Consider the following 24162-nt stretch of genomic DNA (forward strand, 5'->3'; position numbering starts at 1 on the left):
TTTTATAACCCGCGGTAAGCTTTATCCAAAATAGACTGAAGCCTTTCTTTTTTATTTTCGGAAGCGCCAAGCTCCCGGATCATTTTAAAGGCCTTGTCGTAATACTTTTTTGAAACTGTCTTTGTGTAGCTCAGGCCGCCCGTTTCTTCCACAGCGGCATTGATTTCCTCTCTGGAAATCTTTTCCGCCCTCGCCTTTTCCTTAAAAGCGGCGCGCGTCTGAAACGCATAAATCAGCGGAAGGGTGATGACGCCCTGCTCGTAGTCGGACTGGACCGGCTTTTTGGCCAGCTGCCGCGGCGCTTCAAAGTCGATGCAGTCGTCGGTAAGCTGAAAGATCATGCCGATCAGATGGCCAAGGCGCATGTATTTCTCCACCGCATCCTTCTCCTCCTCGCAGAGGATCGCCCCCGCGTAAAAGGAAGCTTCAAAGAGGGCTGCGGTTTTCCCGGAGATAATCCTGAGATAGCTCGCAACGGAAAGGTCCAGATTGTAATTGTTCTGGTTCTGCCTCAGCTCACCCAGACAGATTCTGGTCATGTAATCGGGAATATTGAAGTCCAGATAGTCCCTCTTGTTCGGTATGGAAGCAGCCTGTTCCAGAGCCAGACAGAAAAGATAGTCCCCGCAGATGACGGCGGTGCGCTTTCCGTATTTTTTCTGGAGAGTGACAAAGCCCCTGCGAAGATCGGCGTTGTCAATGACGTCGTCGTGCACCAGCGTGGCCAAGTGCAGAACCTCTATCGCGGAAGCGAGCTTCACCGCATTGGGATGAAGCAGGCCTTCCCTGTTTTCGGCACAGGCAAGCAAAGCACGGGAACGAAGGAACTTGCCCCATGAAAGAGTCAGATGCTGCGTATAATTGCGGATGGGTTTAGGAGAGGCGGACAGCAATCTGCCCACCTCCTGTTTTACCTGTTCCGCCGCGTCGTCGAAAGTAAGAAATTCAACTGCGGCATTTTCTGCAGTGTGTTCATTAATCATTGTAAATATATAACTTTCTTGCAAATTTCACATTTTTCCAGTGCTTTTTCAGATACGGCATCGCGTAATAGTCCAATCCAAAGACCCTGCCTCCGCCGATCAGGACCGCGATTGCCGCGAAGATCATCCAGAAGGTGTTGAGATACAGGCCCGTCGTGCAGACGAACATGACCTGAAGAACCAGCGAAAGTCCGGAGGAAAGCGTGGTAAACAGGCCGCCGATCAGCGACAGGCCGATCAGGATTTCCGCAACCACAATAAAAATCTGCATAAAAAGCTGTACTTTGGGATTTGGAAGAATTAACGTTTTGACAAACCAGTTCATCAGCGGCACGTCAAGTTTGAATGCCAGATCGTTCAGAGTGGATTTTGCCAGCTCCTTGCCGCTTACAAAGATTACCTGGAACCAGCCGAGGAAGCTGAAATTCATCAAAACCTGCCCGACCGCAGCAGCAGCGGCACCCGCCGCCTGACCGGCCGCATCGGCGGCACCCGACGTAGCGGAGGAAATCGCGTCTACCGCAACGGAAGCCGCTCCGGCTACCGCATTTACTACATTCACCGCACCGGTGGCCGCAGTGGTGGTTGCGCTGCTTGTCGCGTCCGGTGTGGTGCCGCCGGCAGCCGCGCCGTTCAGGATGGTGTTGTACCATGTGGTCGCGCCGCCGAAGAAGCCGGTCAGCTGGGGAGAAATAAACCAGCCTTCCACAATCTTCATGACGCCTTCATACAGCCAGACCATACCCAGCCAGATTCTGAGAGCGACGAGCAAAAAGCTCGGGGTTTTATTGGAGAAGTGGCCGCCGACAAAGCTTCTGTCGTGGCGCACCGTAAAGAACTCATGCTTCATATAGCTGAAAATCTTGTTCCAGCCAAGCACCTGAATGAAATAGATGATGTTGATAAAGTGCTTTGCGAACATGGCGAGGAAGGACGGAAGGTTGAACATGTGGTTCGGCAGACCGACATGGGCAACGCCGTAACGGCCGCCCACACAAACCATGACCCCGTGAAATTTCGGTTTGTACTCTTCCATTTCGCCCGTGCCGGTAAGGGCAACGATGATATTTTTCGCGGCGACGCCGGAGCTTTGCTCGCAGTTTTCGACCAGCTGCGGGACCGGCATCTTTTCGCCTTCCGGCGTATAAAGGATATCGTCGCCGACGACATAGACGTTCGGATTATCCACGGAACGCAGATAAGCGTCGGTCTGGATTCTTCCGCGGCGGGCCGACTGGAGCACCTTGGCCGCCTCGCCCGCGATTTCTGCGCTTTCGATTCCCGCGGTCCAGATCACGGTGCCGGCAGTTTCGCGGGTCACCGTCTCGCCGCTCTTGATTTCAATGTAGTCCTCGCCAATGCTGACAACGCCGGCGTTCAGCTTGAGACCAACGCCCATTTTGGAAAGGCGTCTTTCTATTTTGTTGGAAAGTTTGTCAGGTAAAATAGGCACGATGCGCGGCAGAACATCCACGTCGTAAATCGTGACAAGGGAACGGTCTATTTCATATTTGTCGCAGAGGACCGGTACATACTCGGCCAGCTCTCCCACCATTTCAATTCCCGTAAAACCCGCGCCCACGACATAAAACGTAAGCAGCTTTTTCTTTTCTTCCAGGCTGGTCTCGCGGGCGGCCTTTCTGAAGAACTCTTGGATATGATCCTTCAGATGCACGGCGTCGTCATACGACCACAGCGTGTGGGCGTATTCCTCCGCTCCCGGGATACCGAAAAAAGAGGGTTTGGAACCGGCCGCAAGCACAAGATAATCGTAGCTGTAGCTTTCGCTGGCTCCGGTTACGGACTTCTGCTCAAAATCAATGGACTGAATCGTATCCAGCTTGACGTTTACCTTTCTTCCGGCAAAAACCCTGTTGAGGCTGATCTTGATACTGTCTTCATCTACGCGTCCGGCAGCCACCTCGTGCAGTTCGGTCAGCATGGTGTGGAACGGATTTTTATCAATAATGGTAATGCTGACATTCTCTTGCTTTTTCAGCCGTTTGGCCAATTTTTTCGCGGTCAGCAGCCCCGAATAACCCGCACCGATAATAACGATTTTTTTCTCCATAGCAATCCTCTTTCAAAATAAAGAATAATTTACAGGGAAACCTGACAAGAATCCTAATATATATAAAACATACCTCGACAATATTATAACAAGCAATTTCAATAAGTCAATATGCGTAAATTGATAAATAATGCCGCTATAATGTTGGAAAAATAAAGCAATACCATCGAATGAGACAAATTTATGAATGTAAATAATAGGAATTAATATTATTTTATTAAGAAAACGGCGGTAAAATTGTTTCCTTCCTGAAATCGCTTTCATATCATGAGACATACGATAAAAATTTAACTCTTCAAAAAAATTTTCAAATTTCTATTCCATACCTCTAAAAATTCTGTGCAAAATAATCCATCCCTGAAAAAATCCCTCGCTGAGCGCGGTTTAACGTGCAGCGGGGGATCGGGTTCTTTTTCCTCCGGCAATTGCTGTTTACGCGGGTTTTTCTGCCGTTCCTTCCTTTACACGCGCTTTTATCTCACCGCCTATCCAGATCATGACCGGGATAACGATCTGGAAAGGAATGGCATAAATTTTATAAATGTCCAAAAAGTTAATCATTTCCATAGTGTTGCGGTAAACGATGCTGCACAGGGCCAGCATACAAAGGCTGACCGGGAGCACCAGCTTCTTGCAATCCCGTATATTGAACAGGCTGGCCAGCCCTTTGGAGGCCGCCAGAAGACAAACGGTAATTTTGGTGATTCCGCCCAAAATGAAGTTCGTTGAGATAAAGCCTTCCACTCTTGCAAGAAAGTCGCTGATACTGATGATTCTGGCGGCCGAATAAGAGGGAAAAGTCTCCACTTTCAGCATGGCCGCGCCCAGCGCCGCAATATTTCTCAGTGCGACAATCAGCATAATCAGGGCCCCCAGCACTTCGGCCCATACATATATTTTAAAAGGACTGTCTTCCTTTTTCACATAATCCGCCAGAGACAGAAACAGCACCGTTTCAACAAACGGGAAAGTAAAGATCTCATAGGAACCTGTCAGAATCGCTTTTGTACTGTGTTCCATAACAGGCATGAAATTATTCATGTCCAAGCGATTGTACAGCAGTATGACCGTAAGAAACATAATGGAAACAATGATCACCAGACTCACCAGCGACCATTTTCCCAAAACTTCCGCACCGCTCCTGGCCATATAGGTGGTGACCAGAATCATAACAATCATCAGTGCAAGCTGGGGGGTCTCCGGCATCGCCGTTATTTCGACAAACTCGGAAAAATTCCGAAGAACCAACGCGCCCAGATGAAGGGCATACCAGGCAATCAGAGCGGTTACGATTTTACCGGCAATTTTTCCGAACAGGATTTCCGCCACTTCAAAAATATTTTTTTCCGGAAACAGTTTGATGATTTTTGCATAGATCAGAACCATCGGAATTGCAATCACCTGCGACAGGAGCAGAGCAATCCAGGAATCCTGCCCCGCTTCGGAGTTTCCTCCCAGTACTACGCTGCTCCCGCAGATATAGACAACCATAACGCATATGGCCTGACGCATTGAGAGATACTGTTTCTTCATCGGAACCTGTTCCTTTCCAAGTTAATCGCCGCATTTAGTATTTTACGGCTTATAAAAACTTTCAACAATCTGCCGGATGGGGCCGGAGGGACCGGGGAGCACGATGTCGAACGTATACAGGATCAGTACGCAAAAACTGACCGTGAGCAGTATCGAATAAATCCACGTTATCTTTTTTTCACCGTTTTTTACAACGGGAACAAAATCGATGAGAATAATTACCAGATATAAACCGATTACAATAAAGGTCATCAAGGCGAACACCCACTTTCAACTGTGCTTGAGAAAAGCGGTATTGACTATCTTCACTTGGGACTGCACTTCAACCTGGATAGTCGGAAAAATCTTATCCCATTGCGGTTTCAGCTGCTTCCAAAGCGTCAGATCTTTTTTATAGATCATTTCGCCAAATCCAAAAATATCCGAGTTATATTCCTTTTGAACCTTCCGAATAACGTCCTCGGTCTTCTCTTTGATCATTTCCTGTGCTTTTTGCTCAATTTTGCCGATCGTTTTTTCATCCAGCAGGTCCGTATCCGCTTCGGACTCGTCCACAAAGGCCTCGGTCTCGATCTGAAGCGTCACCTTCAGCTTCCCGCCCGAATAAGAATAGGAAGCTTTCGTTGTGCTTTTTGAAATTTCGAGAGATATGTCCGGGTTATTCTGCTCCGTAGAGGATACGGTCAGGATTCCGCCGTGAAGGCCGTCCACTGCAAACAAATAATATCTGCTCTCCTCCGGAGGCAGACGCCCCACCATTTTATTCCCCTTGAAGACCGCTTCGCCATCTGCTTCCACGACCGTTTGCTCATCATTTTCGACGTTGCGGAAAACCGGAAGGGTAAGGGAATGCCCCTCGCTTTTCAATGTGCTGAACGCGCGGTACAATTGGACGCTTTGGATGGTTCCCACGGTGCTCTGGTCATCATCCAGAATCTTCTTGATTTCATAGGCGATAACCGAATTGTCAAGCCCATAGAGGGTGAGAATATCTTTGGCTGTTTTCTCCTCCGAAACGATAACCCCTACCGTTTCACGGCATTCCTCATCGGATAGAAACCAGACAAGCACATTGTCCAGCTTACCGCTTTTGGCAACCTCACTCCCTACGACCAGGATCTCGTTATTGCCCCAATACAGGTTATTGAGCAGCCTTTTCTTCGCATTTCTGACCGCGTCCATCACCGTTTTTCCCCGTGACTCCACAAGTTTGGCCTTGGTTCCTTCTCCCTGTTCCGTCGCGGTCAGATCAATCACCTCGCAGCTGAGCAAATACTCCTGAGTGGCCGGATCAAGATCAATTCCCACCGCCGCGACGATCGTGATTTCATTCAGCCCGTGGTAGCTCCAGCAGCCCGACAGGGAAAACAGCAGCGCAAAACTCAGCACCACGCAGGCTATCTTCTTACCCATGATTTCCTCCGTTGCTTTCTCCGTGGCTGCTTTTCATTCGTACAAGATTGTTTGTCATCGACTTTGTCCTTGTAAGCATTTCCCACCACGGCGCCCTGATAAAGGTATCCTTGATTTCCTGGAACTGAAGCGATCCGCTGAAGGTAAGCTGAGGAATCCCAAACGAGTGCAGATTCAGAATATGAATGAATACGACCGAAAGGCCCAGAACAAATCCGAACAGACCAAAGCAGGTAGCCATCGACAGCAGGAACAGGCGCATATAAATCACCGGCGCGTTCATTTTAGGGACCAGCAGCCCGGTGATCCCCGTAAGCGCAACGACAATAATCATCGGAGCGGCCACCAGCTTTGCATCCACTGCGGCTTGTCCGATCACAAGAGCGCCGACAATGCTGAGCGGCTGTCCGATGTTGGAAGGCATACGGATTCCGGTTTCACGCAGAATATCAAACACGGCAAGCATAATATATGCTTCCGCGGCGGCGGGCAGCGGCACGCTCTTTCTGGAACTGGCGATACTGATTAAAAGCTGGGTAGGCAGCATCTGCTGCTGAAACGCCACAATCGCAACATAAAGCGCCGGGACGGCAATTGTCAGAAGAAATCCCGCGAGGCGCACAAACCGCGACAGCGAAGTGTAGTAAAAGCTCAGGTAATAGTCCTCACTGCTCTGAAAATTCTCAATGAAAAGATAAGGAACGGTCAGGACGACCGGCGTTCCATCCAGGAAAATGGCGATCCTGCCTTCCAGAAGCTTTCCCACGACGACGTCTGGACGCTCCGTATACCCCGTCGTGCGGAAGGGGGACCACATGGAATCCCTTGTCAGCTCGGTAATGTAGTTGGTGTCCAAGACCCCGTCGATATCGATCAATTCAAGACGGCGGTAAAGCTCTTTCAGAATTTTTTTGTTGACAATTTTATCGATATAGCAGATACAGGTTTTGGTCCTTGTAACTCTTCCCATCGTGGTAAATTTCATTTTCAGCTCATTGGTGCGCACTTTGCGGCGGATCAGAGAAAGATTCTGGAGCAGGGACTCGTTAAACCCTTCCCTGGGTCCCGAAAGGATTTTTTCATTCTCCGGCTCGTCCATCGAGCGGGTCATAAATCCTTTGGAATTCAGAATAACGGCTTCCTCCACGCCCTCCACAAATAAAATGGTGTCGCCGTAGGTGACGGCCTCCACAATTTCTTTCATTTCCTTCGTCTTTTTAATTTCGTTGATGAAAACGACATTTTCGACCAGATCGTCAACGAGATGCCCGTCCGGATGCCCGCTCGCCGCGTCGGAGAGCATCAGCGGCTTGATGATATTTTCGTTGATGATCTCGGAATTGACCACGCCGTCGCAATAGACGATGCAGTATTTCAGGTTTTTGTCATGGTTGTTCTGAAAATATCTGACAATCAGGATGTCCACATCGGTAAAAAGCTTTTTCATGATTTCCACATTGGCGTCCAAAGAACGGCCCAATTGATTTTCGTCCAGCTTCTGATTGAGATGCTCAACCTGCTCTGTTACAACCGCGTTTTTTCGCTTTGATGAAAAATGAAACATATCCGATCCTCCGCGTGAAACAATTGTTTTTATTATTGCATCATCGTGAGAAAATATGTAAATTGCCTGAAGTTCCACAAAGCTCTGCCCTTGTTTGAGTATAATTGTTTCTGTTTTATGCAGACTATTCTTTGAAAATCAAACGAATCGGAGAGAAAAATGAACAGGTTATCTTTCAGCAGACTGCCCCGGCACATTGGGATTATTCCGGACGGCAACAGACGATGGGCTGAAAAGAACGGATATGAAAAACAGGACGGCTACAAATTCGGCATTACACCGGGATTTGAGCTCTATAAGACCTGCCTTGAGCTCGGGATTCAGGAAATGACTTTCTACGGCTTCACCATCGACAACACGAAGCGTCCGTCCGTTCAGACAAAAGCCTTTCAGAGCGCCTGTGTGGACGCGGTTATGAACCTTGCCAATCAGGATGCCGACCTATTAATCGTCGGCAATACGGAATCGCCGTTATTCCCGAAAGAGCTTCTGCCTTATTCCAAAAGGGTGCGTTTCGGCCGCGGCCTTATGAAAGTCAATTTCCTTGTGAACTACGGATGGAACTGGGATTTAAACTGCTCCCTGAAAAACAGCGAGGCCGGCATCGGCGGCAACATGGCAAATACGATCGCGTCCTCCGATATTTCAAGAATCGATTTGATCATCCGCTGGGGAGGAAGACGCCGCCTGAGCGGTTTTCTGCCCATTCAGTCCATCTATGCGGACATTTATGTGCTGGACGAGCTTTGGCCGGATTTCAAGCCCGAGCAGTTTTATCGGGCCCTTGCATGGTATCAGGACCAGGATGTCACCCTCGGCGGCTGATTTTCGGCACAGGATCAGATCAGCATCTCAAAAATTCCGAGCGCAATGACGATCCCGCCCGAAATCAGCGGAACAAACCGGGAAAGCGACTTCGGAATGCAGCCCCTTCCCACACGATACCCCAGGGTAATGGAAAACATACTGATCAGAAATGTAAAAATCGTTGTGGCGCATATGTTCAGCCCCGAGATGCTTGCGCCGACGCCCATGCCGAAATTATTGATGGTCAGCGCCAGAGCCAGGATCGCGGACTCTTTGACATCGATCGTTCCCGAACTGTCCAGATCCGCTTTTTCAGGGTCTTTGAGCATGGTATTGAGATTCACCTTTTCCTCCTGCCCGGCTTCGTTCTCCTCCCGCGGTTTCTTAAAGAAATCCTTGAGGAACCAAAGTCCGATGAGAATCAGGATAACGCTGCCAAGCGTATTGGATACCGACGCGGGGAAAAACCGGCCGATGATCCCACCGATCCACATGGAAAGGAAGGTGCCGACCCCTGTGATAACGGCAATCAGAAAATTAACAAAAAAATCCATTTTAATTTTCCGCATTCCAAAAGTGATTGCCACGGTAAAATTGTCAAGGTTTGCCGACAGCGCAAATAATAATACGGATATCAGATACAAATTCACTCACCGCCAAAACATTATTTATACCATAATAATGTTGGCGGTAAATTTGTGTGATTGAATTTTTTTAACGAATAACAACTTAACAATAACTGTCAGCCGCCGTAAAGGATATCGCAGCGGTATTTCGTCAAAACTATATCTGTCCGTACCAAATCCATTTTGCGTGCGGTACAGGAGGGATGAATAAATGACACACGAAGGGCATATGGATACCGAGCATTCAACGCAGTCAAACGGTTCGGAATTTCTCCGCTGGTTTGGCCGAATGATTATTACAGCAGTCGTTCTTGCAGTCGTATCGTTTTTGACCCCGGGCTTTTCCATCCGAGGATTATGGTCATTCCTGCTTGCTGCAGTAGTCATCAGCGTGATTGACTATCTGGTGGAAAAGATGATGAAAGTGGACGCAGCTCCCTTTGGGAAGGGATTGAAAGGATTTATTATATCCGCAATTATCATCTACGTCGCACAATTTTTAGTCCCCGGTATGAGCGTTTCGATTATCGGCGCCATTCTGGGTGCTTTGGTCATCGGCATTGTCGATGCGGTATTTCCAGTCAGAGTCATGTAGCATGGAGCAATTCCTGAAACATTTGTAAAGGAGGTCTGAAAAGCGAAACGCTTTTCAGACCTCCGTCTTTTGATTTAAAAAACAATAATAATAGCCGCGGGCACTCTTTATCTCAGCCATCCCCAGACTCCCGAAAAGCGTTTTGATACGCGCATGAAGCTCTTCCGTCGGCGCGGTACAGACAATCTGCCCGCCGTCCTTCAGAATTCCTTTCAGGTCACCGATCAGTCCCTCCAGGTCGCCGACTTGATCCATTTCGCTTTCCAGAACGATGATGTCATAGGTTCTTGAACCGAACAGAGGCACCAGAGCATCCATATCCGCATGCGCACAATATTCGCAGATGGAGGAAAGGTCGGCCATGTTATCTTCCCTTCCGGAAAGATAATACAGCCTGATGTCGGCCGCGCCCTTTTCCTTTAATAAATTTTTGATCTGAAGCAGGGTCGCGCCGCAGGACATGCCGATTCCCAGAATGTTTTTGCCGCTGCCGCCGTCGTAGTTCAGCACGGTCAGAAGCGTACCGTCGGTAAAAGCGGCCTGCCACGGATGGACGCCGAATTTGCTGATAAACAGGTTCAGATTTCTTTGCGCCAGATTGTTTTTTGCATATTCCGCATTAAAGGTCACGGAACCGAAATGATGCACAAACGTGTCTTTCGCCAAAATGAGTTTATAACCCTTTCTGCGGATACGGAAGCTGATGGCGTCGTCGTCATAGGCCCCGGGGTTAAAATCCTCGTCGAATCCGCCCAGTTCCTTCTGCAGGCTCGTGCGGAACAGGCAGGTATAGGTGACAAGCTTCATCTTCTCTTCCCAGAGGCACGGGTTGCTCCCGTTGTACGCCTGAGCGATCCGCTGCATTTCGGGAATCGACTGATAAGGAAGGTCCACCTGCTGCCCGTTGGAGGACGCGCTGCACACGGGCACGACCATTCCGATTTTTTCATCGGACTCCATACAGGCGATCAGGTTGTCAAGCCAGTGGGCGGTAACGACAATGTCGTTGCTCAGATTCAGGGTATATTTTCCCTGTGCGATTCTGAACCCGCAGTTAACTGCTTTGTCCACCCCGACATTTTCGGGAAAACTGATTTTTTTACTGTTGGGCAGGCTGTTGAAGAACTCTTCCGTCCCGTCCGTGGAGCCGTTATTGACGGTAATCAGCTCAAAATCGATATGGGAGGTATATTGGAACAGGCTTTCCACACACAGCTTCGTATAATTGAGATGGTTGTAAGCGAGCAGGACAACGCTCACGACCGGCGTGTGCCGGTCTTCCGGTTTTGCTGGTACAGGTTCCGTATTCATCACCGCTTTCTTGTGCCGGTCCCGGCTGAAATTATGACATAAACCGGTCGATCGTCCGGATAACATACTCGATCATTTCGTCGCTCAGCCCCGGATACACGCCGATAAAAAAGGTGTTGAGAAGAACATCGTCCGTGTGTTCCAGACTGCCGCAGATCCGGTGCCGGATATTCCGGTAGCCGGGGTGGCGTAAAATATTCCCCGCAAACAGCATCCGCGTTTCGATCTGGTTTTCCTCCAGAAACCGGACAATGTCCCTGCGGGTAAACGCGGCTTCCTTTCTGACCGTCAGCGGCAGAGCGAACCACGAGGGGTCGGCCTTCGGCAGAGAGCGCGGCAGAAAAAAGCTGTCCTGATATTTTTCCAGCGCGCCGTACAGCCGCCGGAAATTCCGCTTCCGCTTTTCGCTGAAGGACGGCAGCTTTTTCAGCTGTTCAATCCCCATGGCGCACTGAATGTCGAGCGGCTTCAGGTTATAGCCGATATTGCCGTATACATATTTGTGGTCGTAGCCGTACGGCAGGCTTTCATAGGTGTGGTCGAACCGGTGGCCGCAGGCACCGTTGGGATTTTGCTCGCCCGTCTGGCAAAAGCAGTCCCGCCCCCAGTCGCGCAGGGACAGGGCCTGACGGTACAGGTCGAGCCGGTTGGTCAGCACCGCGCCCCCTTCCCCCATGGTGATATGGTGGGCGGCGTAAAAGCTGTAGGTCGAAAAATCGCCGAAGGTGCCGCAGAGCTTCCCGTCATAACGGGAATCCAGCGCGTCGCAGGTGTCCTCAATGACATAGAGATCATAGCGGCGCGCAAAGTCCATGACCGCGTCCATCTGCGCGGGATTGCCGAGCGTGTGGGCCAGCACAACCGCGCGGGTACGGTCCGATCGTGCGTCTTCGAGCAGACCGGCGTCCAGATTATAGGTACCCTCTTCAACATCGACAAAGACGGGGACAAGCCCGTTTTGCAGGAGGGGATTCAGCGTAGTGGGAAAGGCAAGCGCCGGGGTAATCACTTCGTCCCCCGGCCTGAGCGGGTTTTCCAGCCGGGGCGAGCACAGCGCCCCGACCGCGACCAGGTTGGCGGACGACCCGGAATTGACCACCAGTCCGTACCGCATCCCGGTATAGGAAAGGAACTGTGTGAGAAACTCTTTGCCCTTCGGCCCCAGCGTCAGCCAAAAGTCCAGCACGCTGTCGACCATGGCCTGCATTTCCTTTTCATCAAATACCCTGCCGGAATAATGCACCCTTGTTTTTCCCGGGACAAACGGTCTGTCCTGTTCCCTGAGCTCATAAATACGGGCGACACGGTCGAGGATTTCCTGCCGGAGCTTTTGCTCCGCTTCCATACGCTCCTCCATATCAGCCCCCCTGCATCAGCCCCGTCAGGCTGGAACACACGAAATCAATATCGTCCTCCTCCAGATTGGCCGCAGAGGGCAGGGAAATCCCGCGTTTTTCCACAAGCGCGGCAACCGGGTTTTCAAAGCGCTGTTTGTAGACGGGGAACCGGCTCATCTGCGGAAACCCGGGACGCGCATGGATATTCAGCTTCCTTAGCCCGGCAAGGATTTCGTCCCTGTCCGCCGTTACCGAATCCTCGAGCAGAAGCGAAGGATAGCAGTAATTGCTTCTGCAGCCCGGCTTTTCCCTGACGATTTTCAGCCCTTTCACCTCTTTCAGGCGGGTATCGTACCAGTTGAAAATCTGCCTTTTTTTCTCGATCAGCTCTTCCACGCGTTCCAGCTGTGCAAGGGCGAGCGATGCGGAAACATTGCTCATGACATATTCAAAGCCCAGAAGGTCCGACCAGAAAACGGCCTCGCGGTCGGTACGGCCCATGTCTGCCAGAAGCTTTGCGCGCTGGTAGATATCCTCGTTGTCGGTCAGAAGCATGCCGCCCTCCCCGCTGACCGTCATCTTTGCGCCCTGAAAGCTGAAGCAGGCGACGTCTCCGAAGCCGCCGACCGGCTTTCCGTGGTACTGCGCGCCGACGGCGGGCGCGGCGTCCTCTATGACAAAAAGGCCGTATTCCTTCGCGATACTCATGATCTCATCCATTTCGGCAGGGTGCCCGAACGTGTGCACCAGCATGATGGCCTTTGTCTTTTTCGTAACGGCCTTTCGGATACATGCCGGATCGATCGTCCAGGTGTCGGGGTCAATGTCCACAAAAACGCAGTCCGCGCCGGTATAGGAAACGGCATACGCCGTCGCCACCCAGCTGAAATCGGTGACGATCACTTCGTCCCCCGCTTTCAGCCCTACGGCGGCCGCGGCAAGGTGCAGCGCATGGGTGCAGCAGTGGGTCGCAATGGCGTATTTGACCCCGACGTAATCCGCAAACGCTCTTTCCAGCTTTCTGATGTACCCGTCGAAATTTTCATACCATCCGTTCCGGACCGCGTCCGTGACGTAGGCCACCTCTTTTTCCGTAATGGACGGCCCCGCAAAGCTGATTTTTTTCCCCAAGGCAAATCCTCCTTCAAATGGAAACGGTATCGTTCTGCCGCTTCCATTTTTTGATATCGAGTTTCATCTGCATATAATGCTTTTCCGCCCGCTGGTGGCGTTTGGCTTTCGATTCCGACCAAGATTCGCCCTGTGAGTTGAAAGCCCGGTAAAGGGGAATGTCCCCCGACGGATCAAAGCCGTTCCTCCTGTAAAAGGCGATTGCCCGCGTATTGTCGGACAGTACGCGCAGCCGCACCTGCCGGAGCTTTAATTTGCCGAGTCCCCAGCGGATCAGCGTATTCAGCGCAAACGTCATCATCCCCGGATACCCGATTTTCACTCCTCGGATGACGGCGTCGATTTCACAGGAGCGGCGGCGGCAGTCGAAAGACGAAAAGCCGATATGCCCCACCCTCGCGCCGTCCGCAGCTACAATCAGGAACAGAACCCGGTCCTCCCGCGCAATAATCCCGTTCAGCCATTTTTCGGTGCTTTCAGCGGTCGCTTCAAACCGAGCCGGGGACATATGGGAATTTTCATTGCGCCATCCGGCAAACAGGGCGGCGCAGTCCGGAATCGCATAGCGGTACTCCTTGGTGATAGGACGCAGGTACCCCTGAATGATTCCGTGCCGGTCGCAGATGGGAAGATAGAGAAACGGCTCGTAGGGGCTGATCCGTTTGACCGCGTCCAGCGTTTTTTTCACATACTTTTTATAATGGCGCATCGTCATTCTCTCCCCCGCCGTCATAGAGTCTGATCAGCATATTTTCCGCAAGCTCCGTGCGCGGCAGCAGCGGTTCCTGATCTTCAACGGGCCGGTTGACGGACAGCTTCGGCCACACCTGCGTATTCTGTTCGAGCCGGATATCGATCAGGACGGGGTCGTTGGATTCCAGCAGGGGCCGGACGGCGAAAAGCTCTTCCGGCGTTTCCACCCGGACACCCGCGATGCCGTAGGCCTTTGCAATTCTGCAAAAGTCCGGGGCTTCGTAATCCTTCACGGTGGCGCAGAAGCGGTTTTCAAAATACTGCTCCTGAAAATGGCGGATCATCCCAAGGCAGCGGTTGTTCATAACGATGATCTTCACGGGAATCCGGTTCCGCTTGACGGTCTCCAGCTCCTGAATGTTCATCTGCAGTCCGCCGTCCCCGTTGATGGAAAGGACGGCTCCCCCGCTCCGCTTTGCAAAGCTTGCGCCGATCGCCGCCGGCAGGGAAAAGCCCATCGCTCCCATTCCCCCGGAAATCAGCATCCGCTGTCCTTTCCGAACGGTCATGGACTGCGCCGCCCACATCTGGTTCTGCCCGACGTCCAGACAGAGGATGTCGTTTTCCTCCGTCATGGCGGAAATCAGGGAAAGGATATAATTGGGGTCCGGCATTTCCGGCTTCTCCACGAACGGGTAACGCTTCCTGTAGCCCTTGACGCGCTCGATCCACGGGCCGTAAGCATACTCCCCGGCGGGTATCTGGTGGATGTGTCCACGCATTTCCGCAAGGAACCGCCCCGCGTCCATGGCAATGGCAACCTCATCCTCTTTAACTTTTCTGCTCAGCTCATTCCCGTCAATATCCACCCGGATCAGCCGGGCCTCGCGCGCAAAGCTGCTCACGTTTGTGCCGGTCTGGCGGGTGTCCAGCCTTGTGCCGAGCGCGAGGATCAGGTCGCTGTTGGCAATGGCCAGATTGGCGCAGCGGTTGCCGTACACACCGATCATCCCGAAATTATTGTCATGGGTGCCGTCGTATGCGTCGCGACCCATCAGCGAGCTGACCACCGGGATTCCCGTCGTCTCGGCAAAACGGCTGAAAAGCTCCTGAGCGCCGGAAAGCCGCACCCCGCCGCCGGCCAGCAGAACCGGCCTGCGGGCGCGCCGGAAATACTCCACAACCTTTTCGGGGCTGAACGAGTCAGCTGTTTCCACGGCTTCTTCGTATCCCGCAAGAGCGCCGGTTTCCACCTCCGCCCGCTGGACATCCATCGGGATATCCAGCAAAACGGGGCCCTTCCTGCCGGAATTGGCGATATGTACCGCCTTTTCCAGCTCATAACGGATTTTTTGGGGGTCCGTGATGCGCACGGCGTATTTGACAACCGGCGTGACAACACTGACGATATCGGTTTCCTGAAAGCCCCTCTGCCGGATGGGAAGGTCCCCCTTATATTCATAGGTATTGACCTGACCGGTCAGGTAAAGACACGGGATGGAATCGAAATACGCGCTGCCGATCCCCGTGATCAGATTGGTGGCGCCGGGGCCGCTGGTCGCGACCGCCACGCCGATGTCGTTGCGTACTCTCGCGTAGCCCTCCGCGGCAAAAGCGGCCCCCTGCTCGTTGCAGGCGGCGATAAACCGGAGGTCGCTGCGCCGGTACAGGGAATCCACCAGATGGGTCACGGCACCGCCCTGATAGCCGAACACATAAGTACAGCCGTATTCCGCCAAAAACTCCGCAATATAATCGGACAGTTTCAAAGCAGCCTCACCTCCCCGTCAGTCCGGAGCCGCTTCCATGCACGCCGCGGAGTAAGAGGCGATCTGCCTTCTGCAGAGGGAGTAAACGTCCTCCCTGCGGTAATCCCGGTACCACTCCACGGTATATTCCAATGCTTTCTTCAGGTTCATACGGGGTTTCCACCCAAGAAATGTTTTTGCTTTGGTGCAGTCAAGGCTCAGCATAGCGGTCTCATGCAGGGACGTATATTCCGAGCAGTCCACCCATTCCCCGCTTCCCCACAGCGAGATCAGCTCGTCGGCCAGCCGGCCGACCGGGACAACGGAGTCCGCATCCGGGCCGAAATTCCACGCCCCTGTGTACCGCGACCCCTTCTCCGCCATTTGATACGCCAGCAGAAGATAGCCGTAAAGCGGTTCCAGAACATGCTGCCACGGCCGGACGGACTCGGGATTCCGGAGCATAATGGGGCTGTGCGACTGCAGGGCGCGGATACAGTCGGGAACGAGCCGGTCTTCCGCCCAGTCCCCTCCCCCGAACACGTTTCCCGCCCGCGCGGTAGAGACGCATTTCCCTGGGCGGGTACTGAAAAAGGAGCTCCGGTACGCGGCTGTAACAAGCTCCGCGCAGCCCTTGCTGGCGCTGTACGGATCATACCCGCCCAACGCGTCCCCTTCCCGGTAGCCCCAGAGCTGCTCCCTGTTCTCATAGCATTTGTCGGACGTAACGATCACGCCCGTTTTTACGGTCTGGGAAAGCCGGATGTTTTCCAGTACCTCCACGGTTCCCATGATATTGGTCTCAAACGTTTCGCCCGGGATTTCATAGGAACGGCGGACAATGGGCTGAGCGGCAAGGTGAAACACGATTTCCGGCTCGTATAGGTCGAAAATCTGTTTAAGTCTTGCCCCGTCACGGATATCCCCGCGGATATCCACCATTCTGCGCCGCAGCCCGCACAGGCTGAAGTTGCCGTTTTCCGCCGGAGGGTCCAGCGCATAGCCGACCACCCTTGCGCCCAGTAAATAAAGCCACAGGCAAAGCCAGGAGCCCTTAAAGCCCGTGTGACCGGTGACCAGCACATTTTTCCCGCGGTAAAAGCCCCCGAACATTCTGCTCAGGTCTATTTCCATATTTTCCATGGCGTCTCCCCCGTTTTCCATAGCGTATTGACCCTTTCCACATCCTTGTAAGTATCAATCGCCGTCCAGAAGCCGCCGTGCCTGTAAACGGCGAGCTCGTGGTCAAGGGCAAGCCTGTGCAGAGGCTCCTGCTCAAAAGCGCAGTCCTCTTCCGGCAGATATTCAAACACCCTGCGGTTCAGGACCATATAGCCGCCGTTGATGGTGTCCTCCAATACCGGCTTCTCCTTAAACGCGGTCACGATCCCGTCCTGCGTTTCGATCACCCCAAAAGGAGAGTTCGGGCTCACGCCGGTCAGAGTCGCGATTTTCCCGGTTTTTTTATGATAGACATAGAGCTTGCGGATATTGACGTCGCTCAGCCCGTCGCCGTACGTCAGCATAAAATCTTCATCGTCGTCAATATATTTCTCGATCTGCTTGATCCGTCCGCCGGTCTGCGTTTCCGCCCCGGTGTCCACAATCGTAACGTTCCAGTCCTCTTCCCCGGCGGTATGATATTCCACGGCTTCCTGAGTTCCCGTCTTTACGGTGAAATCATTGTTCCGCCACCGCATTTCCATGAAATACCGCTTGATCATATCGCCTTTGTACCCCACGCACAGAATGAAATCGTTGATCCCGTAATAGGAATAGGTTTTCATAATGTGCCAGATAATCGGATTTTCGCCCACCTCCACCAGGGGCTTGGGGCGGAATTCCGTCTCCTCCCGCATACGCGTGCCTTTTCCTCCGCAAAGAATGACTACCTTCATACCTGCACCCGTCTTTCTGTGCAAAACTGCGGTTTTCCTTCGTCAATGCCCTGTTTTTATTTATATATGCGAATATTGGAGCGTTTACCACTGCTGAAAAGCTGTCCCCGCGCCCCTTTTAATGATTTGCTTTCAGCTCGATCAGCCTGAGGTTGTTTTTCAGCCTTTCGTCCTTGGGGCTGAACGCCAGCGCCGCCTCTGCGTGGGCAAGGGATTCCCCGTACATGCCGAGCCGGTAGCAGGCGATTGCGCACAGGTCATCCGGCGTATAATCCCACGCGTATCCCATGTTGACATAGACCATGGACTTCTGCTTGATTTTCAGCGCTTCCGTCGCCATATAGTACGCCATGGGCCAGTTTGATGTCCGATAGGCCATTTGGGCGCACTCCACATAGGGTTCGCGCATATAGGGTACTTCCGCGATGGCGCGGCAGTACCAGCCGAAAGCCTCCGTCAGATCGGAAAGGCCGAAGTAGGACTTTGCGATCCAGCGCATGGACGCGCACCGTTCCTCTTTCCAGATGGAGGACGGCAGCGCCAGATGCCTTTTTAATTCCGCAATGCATTCTTTCCACATGCCCTTGTACATATATTCCCGTCCAAGGTAATACGCCACGCGGTCGTCCTGAGGCGTTTCCTTCGCCGCAAGCTCGAGCAGAGGCAGATAGGATCCCCTGGATTTGCCCGCATCCGGGTAGTGATTCAGCTCCATTCCGGTAATGTAGATGATTTTTTCCGGTCCGGTGCCGACATATTTCAGGCACTCGTGAACGGGATAAGCCCATTTGTAGCTGTGCCTGTCATGGATTTTGAAGTAGCTGAACTGCACGTCGGGCGTGCCGTCCTCTTTCAGGCTCCAGTTGTAAAGGTATTTTCCCATGGAGGTGTCGGGCTGCCACGCTTTTTCCACGCAGTCGCGCCACCCTTTGGTAAATACTTCGTCAAGATCGGTGCACACGCAGACATCGGCGTCTTCGGGAACATGATCGAGGGACAGGTTGCGTGCCACGTCGAACCGCCACGGCTTTACTTCTTCCGTGTACACCACCGCGCCGCGCTCCCTCAATTTTTCAACGGTGCCGTCGGTGGAGCCCGTGTCCGTCACAACAACCACGTCCGCCTCCCCCATGGAATCCATCCAGCGGTCGACAAACTTTTCCTCATTCTTACAGATCGCATACACGCAAATTCGATATTTTTTCAAAAGATCACCTCAAACCTTCGGGTCCGGCTGAGCCTCGGGAAGCTTCAGCTTAATCAGTTCCAGGTTCTTTTTCAGGCGCTCGTCGTCCGGCTGCAGTTCGCACGCCCGGACAGCGTAATCGCAGGATAACCGGTACAGTCCCAGCCGGTAAGCGCTGATCGCCCCAAGGTCGTACAGCGAATATCCCCACGCGGCAGGCTCAAACAGATAGCTGCCCGATTTTTCCGTGATTTTCAGCGCCTCGCTGACCATAAAAAAGACAAGGGGCCAGTCATTCATCTGGTACCCGAGCTGGGCCATCTGATGATAGGGCTCCCTGATCGTCGGGCATTCGGCAATCGCCCTGAACAGCCACAGGCGGGCCGCGTTTTTATCTTCCTTTGCCTGATAACAGCTTGCTATAAAGCGCATGGCGGCGCACCGCTCCTCGTTCCAGAGAGCGGTGGGCATCTTCAGGTAATTGCTCAGTGTTTCGATACTTTTGTCGAGCATTCCCTTATACATATATTCCCGGCCAAGCCAGAAGGCGACCCGGTCGTCCTGAGGATTCTCCTTAGCCGACAGCTCAAGCAGGGGCAGGTACTGGCTTCTGGGTTTACTGACATCCGGATAATGGTTCAGCACCAGGCCGGGGACCCACACTGTTCTGTCCGGGTCCTCGCCGCTGTAGGCCAGAACCTCATGGACCGGATGCACCCACCGGAAGCCGTGCCGCCGGTGAATTTTCTCCATTGTGAACTGCTTGCCGTATGTTCCGTCGCTGTTGCGGCTCCATGTAAACAGATACCTTGCGCGTGTATAGACAGGGAGCCAGGCGTTTTCCAGCTTCTCCCTCCAACCCGGTTCAAACACTTCATCCAGATCATTGGAAACGCAGATATCCACGTCCTCAGGGATATGGTCCATAGCCAGATTTCTCGCCGCGTCGAATCGCCAGGGGCTGATGGTTTCCACATAGACGACGGCCCCTCTTTCGCGGAGCTTTTCCACCGTTCTGTCCGTGGAACCTGTGTCAGTTACAACCACCAGGTCCGCCTCGCTGACCGCGTCCATCCAGCGGTCGACGAACTTTTCCTCGTTTTTTGTAATGGCATAAACACAGATTTTATACCGGTTCAATTTCTCACCCTCTTCAGTAAGTATGTAAATCGTTTGGTCCCCCCTTTCGGAAAGGCCAAACGATCACAATATTGATTATTTTTTTTGCGAGACGCGTTTAAGCGATGGTCACACCAGCACTTGCATAGCCGGCAACTGTATTGATAAGCGTAAGCCCTACAGCGGTAATAGAGTAAACCATCAGCAAGCGCGTTTCCGCGGTTACCGGGATGCTCAGCCCTGTCACGATTCCGCTGGATATGGTACCAAGGGCGAGAACACCAGTCAAGGCAGGTGCCAGAGTAACCAGCGTACCGGCAATCGGTGTGAACGTATTGTCCGGTGTGGTCGATTCATACAGCTGCGCATTGATGGTTACTGTTGTTCCTACCAAACTCAGCGCTGCCGTCGTACTGAAGAAGGCCGCAACGGAAGTGATTATGCCGTCACGCGGGACCGAAAACGCCTCGTTGACTCCGATGCCGGGACCACCCGTCAGATCGATTGATGCTCCAAGTATGGTTAATCCTGCAGTGGAAGTCCCAAAGCCAATAAATGCGGGGGTTCCGGCTAAGCCGCCTGCAATAGATGTCATGCTTACCGGCGTTCCCGATGCAAAGGGGACAATCGCCCCACCGGCAGCCGGACCGGTATCTCCAGTCGGACCTGTTGGACCTGTCGGGCCGGTTGGGCCTGTTGCACCGGCTGCTCCTGTAGGACCTGTCGGGCCAGTATCTCCAGCCGCTCCTGTCGGGCCGGTTACACCGATTGCCCCTGTCGGACCTGTTGGGCCCGTCGGGCCCGTATCTCCGGTTGCTCCTGTTGGGCCGGTTGCACCGATTGCCCCTGTCGGACCTGTTGGGCCCGTCGGGCCGGTATCTCCGGTCGCTCCTGTCGGGCCTGTGGCTCCGATTGCCCCTGTCGGACCTGTTGGGCCCGTCGGGCCGGTATCTCCGGTCGCTCCTGTTGGGCCGGTTGCACCAATTGCACCAGTCGGACCTGTTGGGCCCGTCGGGCCGGTATCTCCGGTCGCTCCTGTCGGGCCTGTGGCTCCGGCTGCACCAGTCGGGCCGGTGGCGCCAGTTGCTCCTGTCGGACCGGTCGGACCAGTAGGGCCTGTCGGGCCGGTGGGAGTGACAATATCATCCTCAATTACGACGAGGGTCGCGGTTAACGGCACCATCGGCGAATAGAAAACCACCTGTGTGCTGGCATTGATCAGTGACACCGTCACGGGCGCTGCAGTTACATCGATAATTCCCAGCCCTACGACTTCTCCCGTTTTCAGCGGTGAGTTGCCTTCCAAAAGATCTCCCTGTGAAGAGGAAAGTGCAAACACTGTCCCATTAGCTGACAGAGAGGATTGGGATGTTACCCACCAATTTATCTCATATCTTCCCGCTTCATTAAAAGTGATTACTCCGGTTGCCGCGTTATAACTTACATTTCCTGCCGAATAAACTACGCTGTCAAAAACCACGTTAGCCGCAACCGCCACTGAACCATCTGTTGTACGTTCTATCTGAAGTGCTATATTGCTCAATTAAAATCCTCCAATACTATGAGGCATTCTTTACAGACTTACCTCTGTGATAACTGCCTGAACAGGTGCCGCCAAACCGACGGTCGTTCCAGTGGCATTGGTAAGTGCAATAACGCCTGTGACCGCTCCCGCGGTTACTAAAACAATCACATTCTCTCCGTCGGAAATCATACCTGCACCGCCAAGAAACTGTGCCTGAATTTCCAGCAAAGCGACAGCGGACCAGCGGGACCTTCGGACCCGCTGGGTCGTTTACATTGGGAAACTGTGCGAGAACATGCCGGAAAAGGCATGCTCCCGTACAAAGGGAATCAGGCAAGACGTATTACAGTAAGGGTGGCGCCTGCACCGCCCTGAAGCGTCGCCGCGCCCAGAAAGCCGAAAAACTGAAGCTGAAGCTGATCTCCGGCGGTCAGCGAAACAATGGTGGTAGCGCTGAAAGCTGAGACGGAAGCGAGAGGAGAGAAAACAGAGCTGGGAATCGCCGTGCCGTTTCGGAGTACCTGAGTGGACACAAGCAGTCCCGCGGTGACGTTAACCTGGTAAGTTACCATATAAGTGCCCGTAATAGGAACGGTAAAGATTGTATTTCCTCCATTGACAGTGAAACTATCCAAGTTCTGATTGTTGGGAAGTGGTATTGTAGTACCGCCCAAAACCACAGCAACCGTGCCACCGGTGGTGTTTTGTGCACTCATGGAGTTTACGGTTAAAGAAGTACCGGTTGGGCCGGTGGGTCCGGTCTCGCCAGCATCGCCATTTAGCCCTGCAACACCGACTGCTCCTGCGGGTCCGGTATCTCCGGTTGGTCCTGTGGGACCTGTGGGACCTGTGGGACCTGTCGGGCCGGTTGCGCCAACTGCCCCTGTCGGACCTGTATCTCCAGTATCACCTGTCGGACCGGTATCCCCAGTCGCTCCCGTTGGGCCTGTTGGGCCTGTTGCGCCAACTGCTCCTGTCGGGCCCGTATCTCCAGTATCACCTGTCGGACCGGTATCCCCAGTCGCTCCCGTTGGGCCTGTTGGGCCTGTTGCGCCAACTGCTCCTGTCGGGCCCGTATCACCTGTAGCGCCTGTCGGACCGGTGTCCCCGGTTGCACCTGTGGGACCTGTCGGGCCGGTATCTCCAGTTGCTCCTGTTGGACCTGTCGGGCCGGTTGCGCCAACTGCCCCTGTCGGACCTGTATCTCCAGTATCGCCTGTTGGACCTGTATCTCCTGTATCACCTGTCGGGCCAGTATCCCCGGTTGCTCCCGTTGGGCCTGTCGGTCCAGTATCCCCGGTCGCTCCTGTTGGACCTGTCGGGCCTGTAGGGCCAGTTGCGCCAACTGCTCCCGTCGGACCTGTATCTCCAGTATCACCTGTTGGACCGGTGTCCCCGGTTGCACCTGTGGGACCTGTCGGGCCGGTATCTCCAGTTGCTCCTGTTGGGCCTGTCGGGCCGGTTGCGCCAACTGCCCCTGTCGGACCTGTATCTCCAGTATCACCTGTCGGGCCAGTATCCCCGGTCGCTCCCGTTGGGCCTGTCGGTCCGGTATCCCCGGTCGCGCCTGTGGGACCTGTGGGACCGGTTGCGCCAACCGCTCCTGTCGGACCTGTATCTCCAGCATCACCCGTTGGACCGGTGTCTCCGGTCGCTCCCGTTGGGCCTGTCGGTCCGGTATTCCCGGTCGCGCCTGTGGGACCTGTGGGACCGGTTGCGCCAACCGCTCCTGTCGGACCTGTATCTCCAGCATCACCTGTTGGACCGGTGTCTCCGGTTGCTCCCGTTGGGCCTGTTGAGCCGGTATCCCCGGTTGCTCCTGTTGGACCTATCAGGCCTGTAGGGCCAGTTGCACCAACTGCTCCTGTCGGACCGGTATCTCCTGTATCGCCTGTTGGACCGGTGTCTCCGGTTGCTCCCGTTGGGCCTGTTGGGCCGGTATCCCCGGTTGCTCCGGTTGGACCTGTAGGGCCAGTTGCGCCAACTGCTCCTGTCGGACCGGTATCTCCTGTATCGCCTGTTGAACCGGTGTCTCCAGTCGATCCTGTCGGGCCAGTTGGGCCGGTATCCCCGGTTGCGCCAACTGCTCCTGTCGGGCCCGTATCACCTGTAGCTCCTGTCGGGCCGATGTCCCCGGTTGGTCCTGTCGGGCCGGTCGGGCCGGTTGCGCCAACTGCTCCTGTCGGACCGGTATCTCCTGTATCGCCTGTTGGACCGGTGTCTCCGGTTGCTCCCGTTGGGCCTGTTGGGCCGGTTGCGCCAACGGCTCCCGTCGGACCGGTATCTCCAGTTGCACCTGTGGAGCCTGTGGCTCCGGTTGCTCCCGTAGGTCCGGTTGCTCCGGTTGGACCAGTCGGGCCTGTGGGACCGGTGGGAGTAACAATATCATCCTCAATTACGACGAGGGTCGCGGTCAACGGCACCATAGGCGCATAGAAAATCACCTGTGTGCTGGCATTTACCAACGACACTGTCACTGGTGCCGCGACTACATCGATAATTCCAAACCCTACAACTTCTCCCGTTTTCAGCGGTGAGTTGCCTTCCAAAAGATCTCCCTGTGAAGAAGAAAGCGCAAATACTATCCCGTTAGCTGACAGAGAGGATTGGGAGGCTACCCAC

Annotated in this window: 20 protein-coding genes; 2 read left to right on the forward strand and 18 right to left on the reverse strand. The window is 53.6% G+C overall.

The features are described from left to right. Nucleotides 1–2: 2 nt before the first annotated feature. The 6 genes from LY85_RS03955 to LY85_RS03980 all read right to left on the reverse strand — a co-directional run bounded on the left by LY85_RS03955 (nt 3) and on the right by LY85_RS03980 (nt 7564). Nucleotides 3–983 (reverse strand): polyprenyl synthetase family protein, encoded by a 981-nt coding sequence (locus tag LY85_RS03955; RefSeq protein WP_141825544.1) that lies wholly within the window; start codon nt 981–983, stop codon nt 3–5. Next, entirely contained in the window at nt 976–3054 is a 2079-nt protein-coding gene (locus LY85_RS03960; protein WP_141825545.1) for an NAD(P)/FAD-dependent oxidoreductase, read from the reverse strand. The genes LY85_RS03955 and LY85_RS03960 overlap by 8 nt, the downstream gene beginning before the upstream one ends. Before the next feature lie 432 nt (nt 3055–3486). Beyond that, nucleotides 3487–4587: an endospore germination permease gene (locus LY85_RS03965; protein WP_141825546.1), complete on the reverse strand. Its 1101-nt coding sequence runs from the start codon at nt 4585–4587 to the stop codon at nt 3487–3489. Nucleotides 4588–4629: 42 nt separating this feature from the next. Next, nucleotides 4630–4839: a hypothetical protein gene (locus tag LY85_RS03970; protein WP_141825547.1), complete on the reverse strand. Its 210-nt coding sequence runs from the start codon at nt 4837–4839 to the stop codon at nt 4630–4632. Between the two features lie 18 nt (nt 4840–4857). Beyond that, entirely contained in the window at nt 4858–6000 is a 1143-nt protein-coding gene (locus LY85_RS03975; RefSeq protein ID WP_141825548.1) for a Ger(x)C family spore germination protein, read from the reverse strand. Next, entirely contained in the window at nt 5993–7564 is a 1572-nt protein-coding gene (locus LY85_RS03980) for a spore germination protein (protein WP_141825549.1), read from the reverse strand. Before LY85_RS03980 ends, LY85_RS03975 begins: the two co-directional genes overlap by 8 nt. Before the next feature lie 159 nt (nt 7565–7723). Here LY85_RS03980 and LY85_RS03985 point away from each other — a divergent pair, with 159 nt between their 5' ends. Next, nucleotides 7724–8389 (forward strand): undecaprenyl diphosphate synthase family protein, encoded by a 666-nt coding sequence (locus tag LY85_RS03985; protein ID WP_141825550.1) that lies wholly within the window; start codon nt 7724–7726, stop codon nt 8387–8389. Between the two features lie 14 nt (nt 8390–8403). Here the strand turns inward: LY85_RS03985 and ytaF are convergent, their stop codons facing one another. After that, nucleotides 8404–9021 (reverse strand): sporulation membrane protein YtaF, encoded by a 618-nt coding sequence (gene ytaF, locus LY85_RS03990; protein ID WP_141825551.1) that lies wholly within the window; start codon nt 9019–9021, stop codon nt 8404–8406. 205 nt (nt 9022–9226) lie between these two features. Here ytaF and LY85_RS03995 point away from each other — a divergent pair, with 205 nt between their 5' ends. Continuing rightward, nucleotides 9227–9592 (forward strand): phage holin family protein, encoded by a 366-nt coding sequence (locus LY85_RS03995; protein WP_141827946.1) that lies wholly within the window; start codon nt 9227–9229, stop codon nt 9590–9592. A gap of 54 nt (nt 9593–9646) precedes the next feature. On the opposite strand, the gene LY85_RS04000 is transcribed toward LY85_RS03995, so the two are convergent. The 11 genes from LY85_RS04000 to LY85_RS04050 all read right to left on the reverse strand — a co-directional run bounded on the left by LY85_RS04000 (nt 9647) and on the right by LY85_RS04050 (nt 24089). Continuing rightward, a complete protein-coding gene (locus LY85_RS04000; RefSeq protein WP_185741088.1) occupies nt 9647–10903 on the reverse strand; it encodes a glycosyltransferase in 1257 nt (418 codons plus the stop codon). Nucleotides 10904–10934: 31 nt separating this feature from the next. Then, nucleotides 10935–12260, reverse strand: coding sequence for a lipopolysaccharide biosynthesis protein RfbH (gene rfbH, locus LY85_RS04005; protein ID WP_207705541.1), 1326 nt, complete (start codon nt 12258–12260; stop codon nt 10935–10937). 1 nt (nt 12261) lies between these two features. Beyond that, entirely contained in the window at nt 12262–13371 is a 1110-nt protein-coding gene (locus tag LY85_RS04010; RefSeq protein WP_141825553.1) for a DegT/DnrJ/EryC1/StrS family aminotransferase, read from the reverse strand. Between the two features lie 13 nt (nt 13372–13384). Then, on the reverse strand, nt 13385–14080 hold the full coding sequence (locus tag LY85_RS04015; protein WP_185741089.1) for a GNAT family N-acetyltransferase: 696 nt from the start codon (nt 14078–14080) through the stop codon (nt 13385–13387). Further along, a complete protein-coding gene (locus tag LY85_RS04020; RefSeq protein WP_141825555.1) occupies nt 14067–15833 on the reverse strand; it encodes a thiamine pyrophosphate-binding protein in 1767 nt (588 codons plus the stop codon). Before LY85_RS04020 ends, LY85_RS04015 begins: the two co-directional genes overlap by 14 nt. Nucleotides 15834–15851: 18 nt before the next feature. Then, on the reverse strand, nt 15852–16955 hold the full coding sequence (gene rfbG / locus LY85_RS04025; protein ID WP_207705542.1) for a CDP-glucose 4,6-dehydratase: 1104 nt from the start codon (nt 16953–16955) through the stop codon (nt 15852–15854). After that, nucleotides 16937–17710: a glucose-1-phosphate cytidylyltransferase gene (rfbF, locus tag LY85_RS04030; protein WP_141825556.1), complete on the reverse strand. Its 774-nt coding sequence runs from the start codon at nt 17708–17710 to the stop codon at nt 16937–16939. The genes rfbG and rfbF overlap by 19 nt, the downstream gene beginning before the upstream one ends. A 118-nt stretch (nt 17711–17828) precedes the next feature. Continuing rightward, nucleotides 17829–18917, reverse strand: a complete 1089-nt coding sequence (locus tag LY85_RS04035) for a glycosyltransferase (protein WP_141825557.1) — start codon at nt 18915–18917, stop codon at nt 17829–17831. A 9-nt stretch (nt 18918–18926) separates the two neighbouring features. Beyond that, a complete protein-coding gene (locus tag LY85_RS04040; RefSeq protein ID WP_141825558.1) occupies nt 18927–20036 on the reverse strand; it encodes a glycosyltransferase in 1110 nt (369 codons plus the stop codon). Nucleotides 20037–20133: 97 nt separating this feature from the next. Beyond that, complete coding sequence (locus tag LY85_RS04045) at nt 20134–21321, reverse strand: exosporium glycoprotein BclB-related protein (protein ID WP_347562405.1); 1188 nt, start codon at nt 21319–21321, stop codon at nt 20134–20136. 548 nt (nt 21322–21869) lie between these two features. Continuing rightward, nucleotides 21870–24089 (reverse strand): collagen-like protein, encoded by a 2220-nt coding sequence (locus tag LY85_RS04050; protein ID WP_279230986.1) that lies wholly within the window; start codon nt 24087–24089, stop codon nt 21870–21872. Nucleotides 24090–24162: the final 73 nt, after the last annotated feature.

The organism is Clostridium sp. KNHs216 (genome assembly GCF_006714885.1).
Classification (GTDB): domain Bacteria; phylum Bacillota; class Clostridia; order Oscillospirales; family Acutalibacteraceae; genus Caproiciproducens.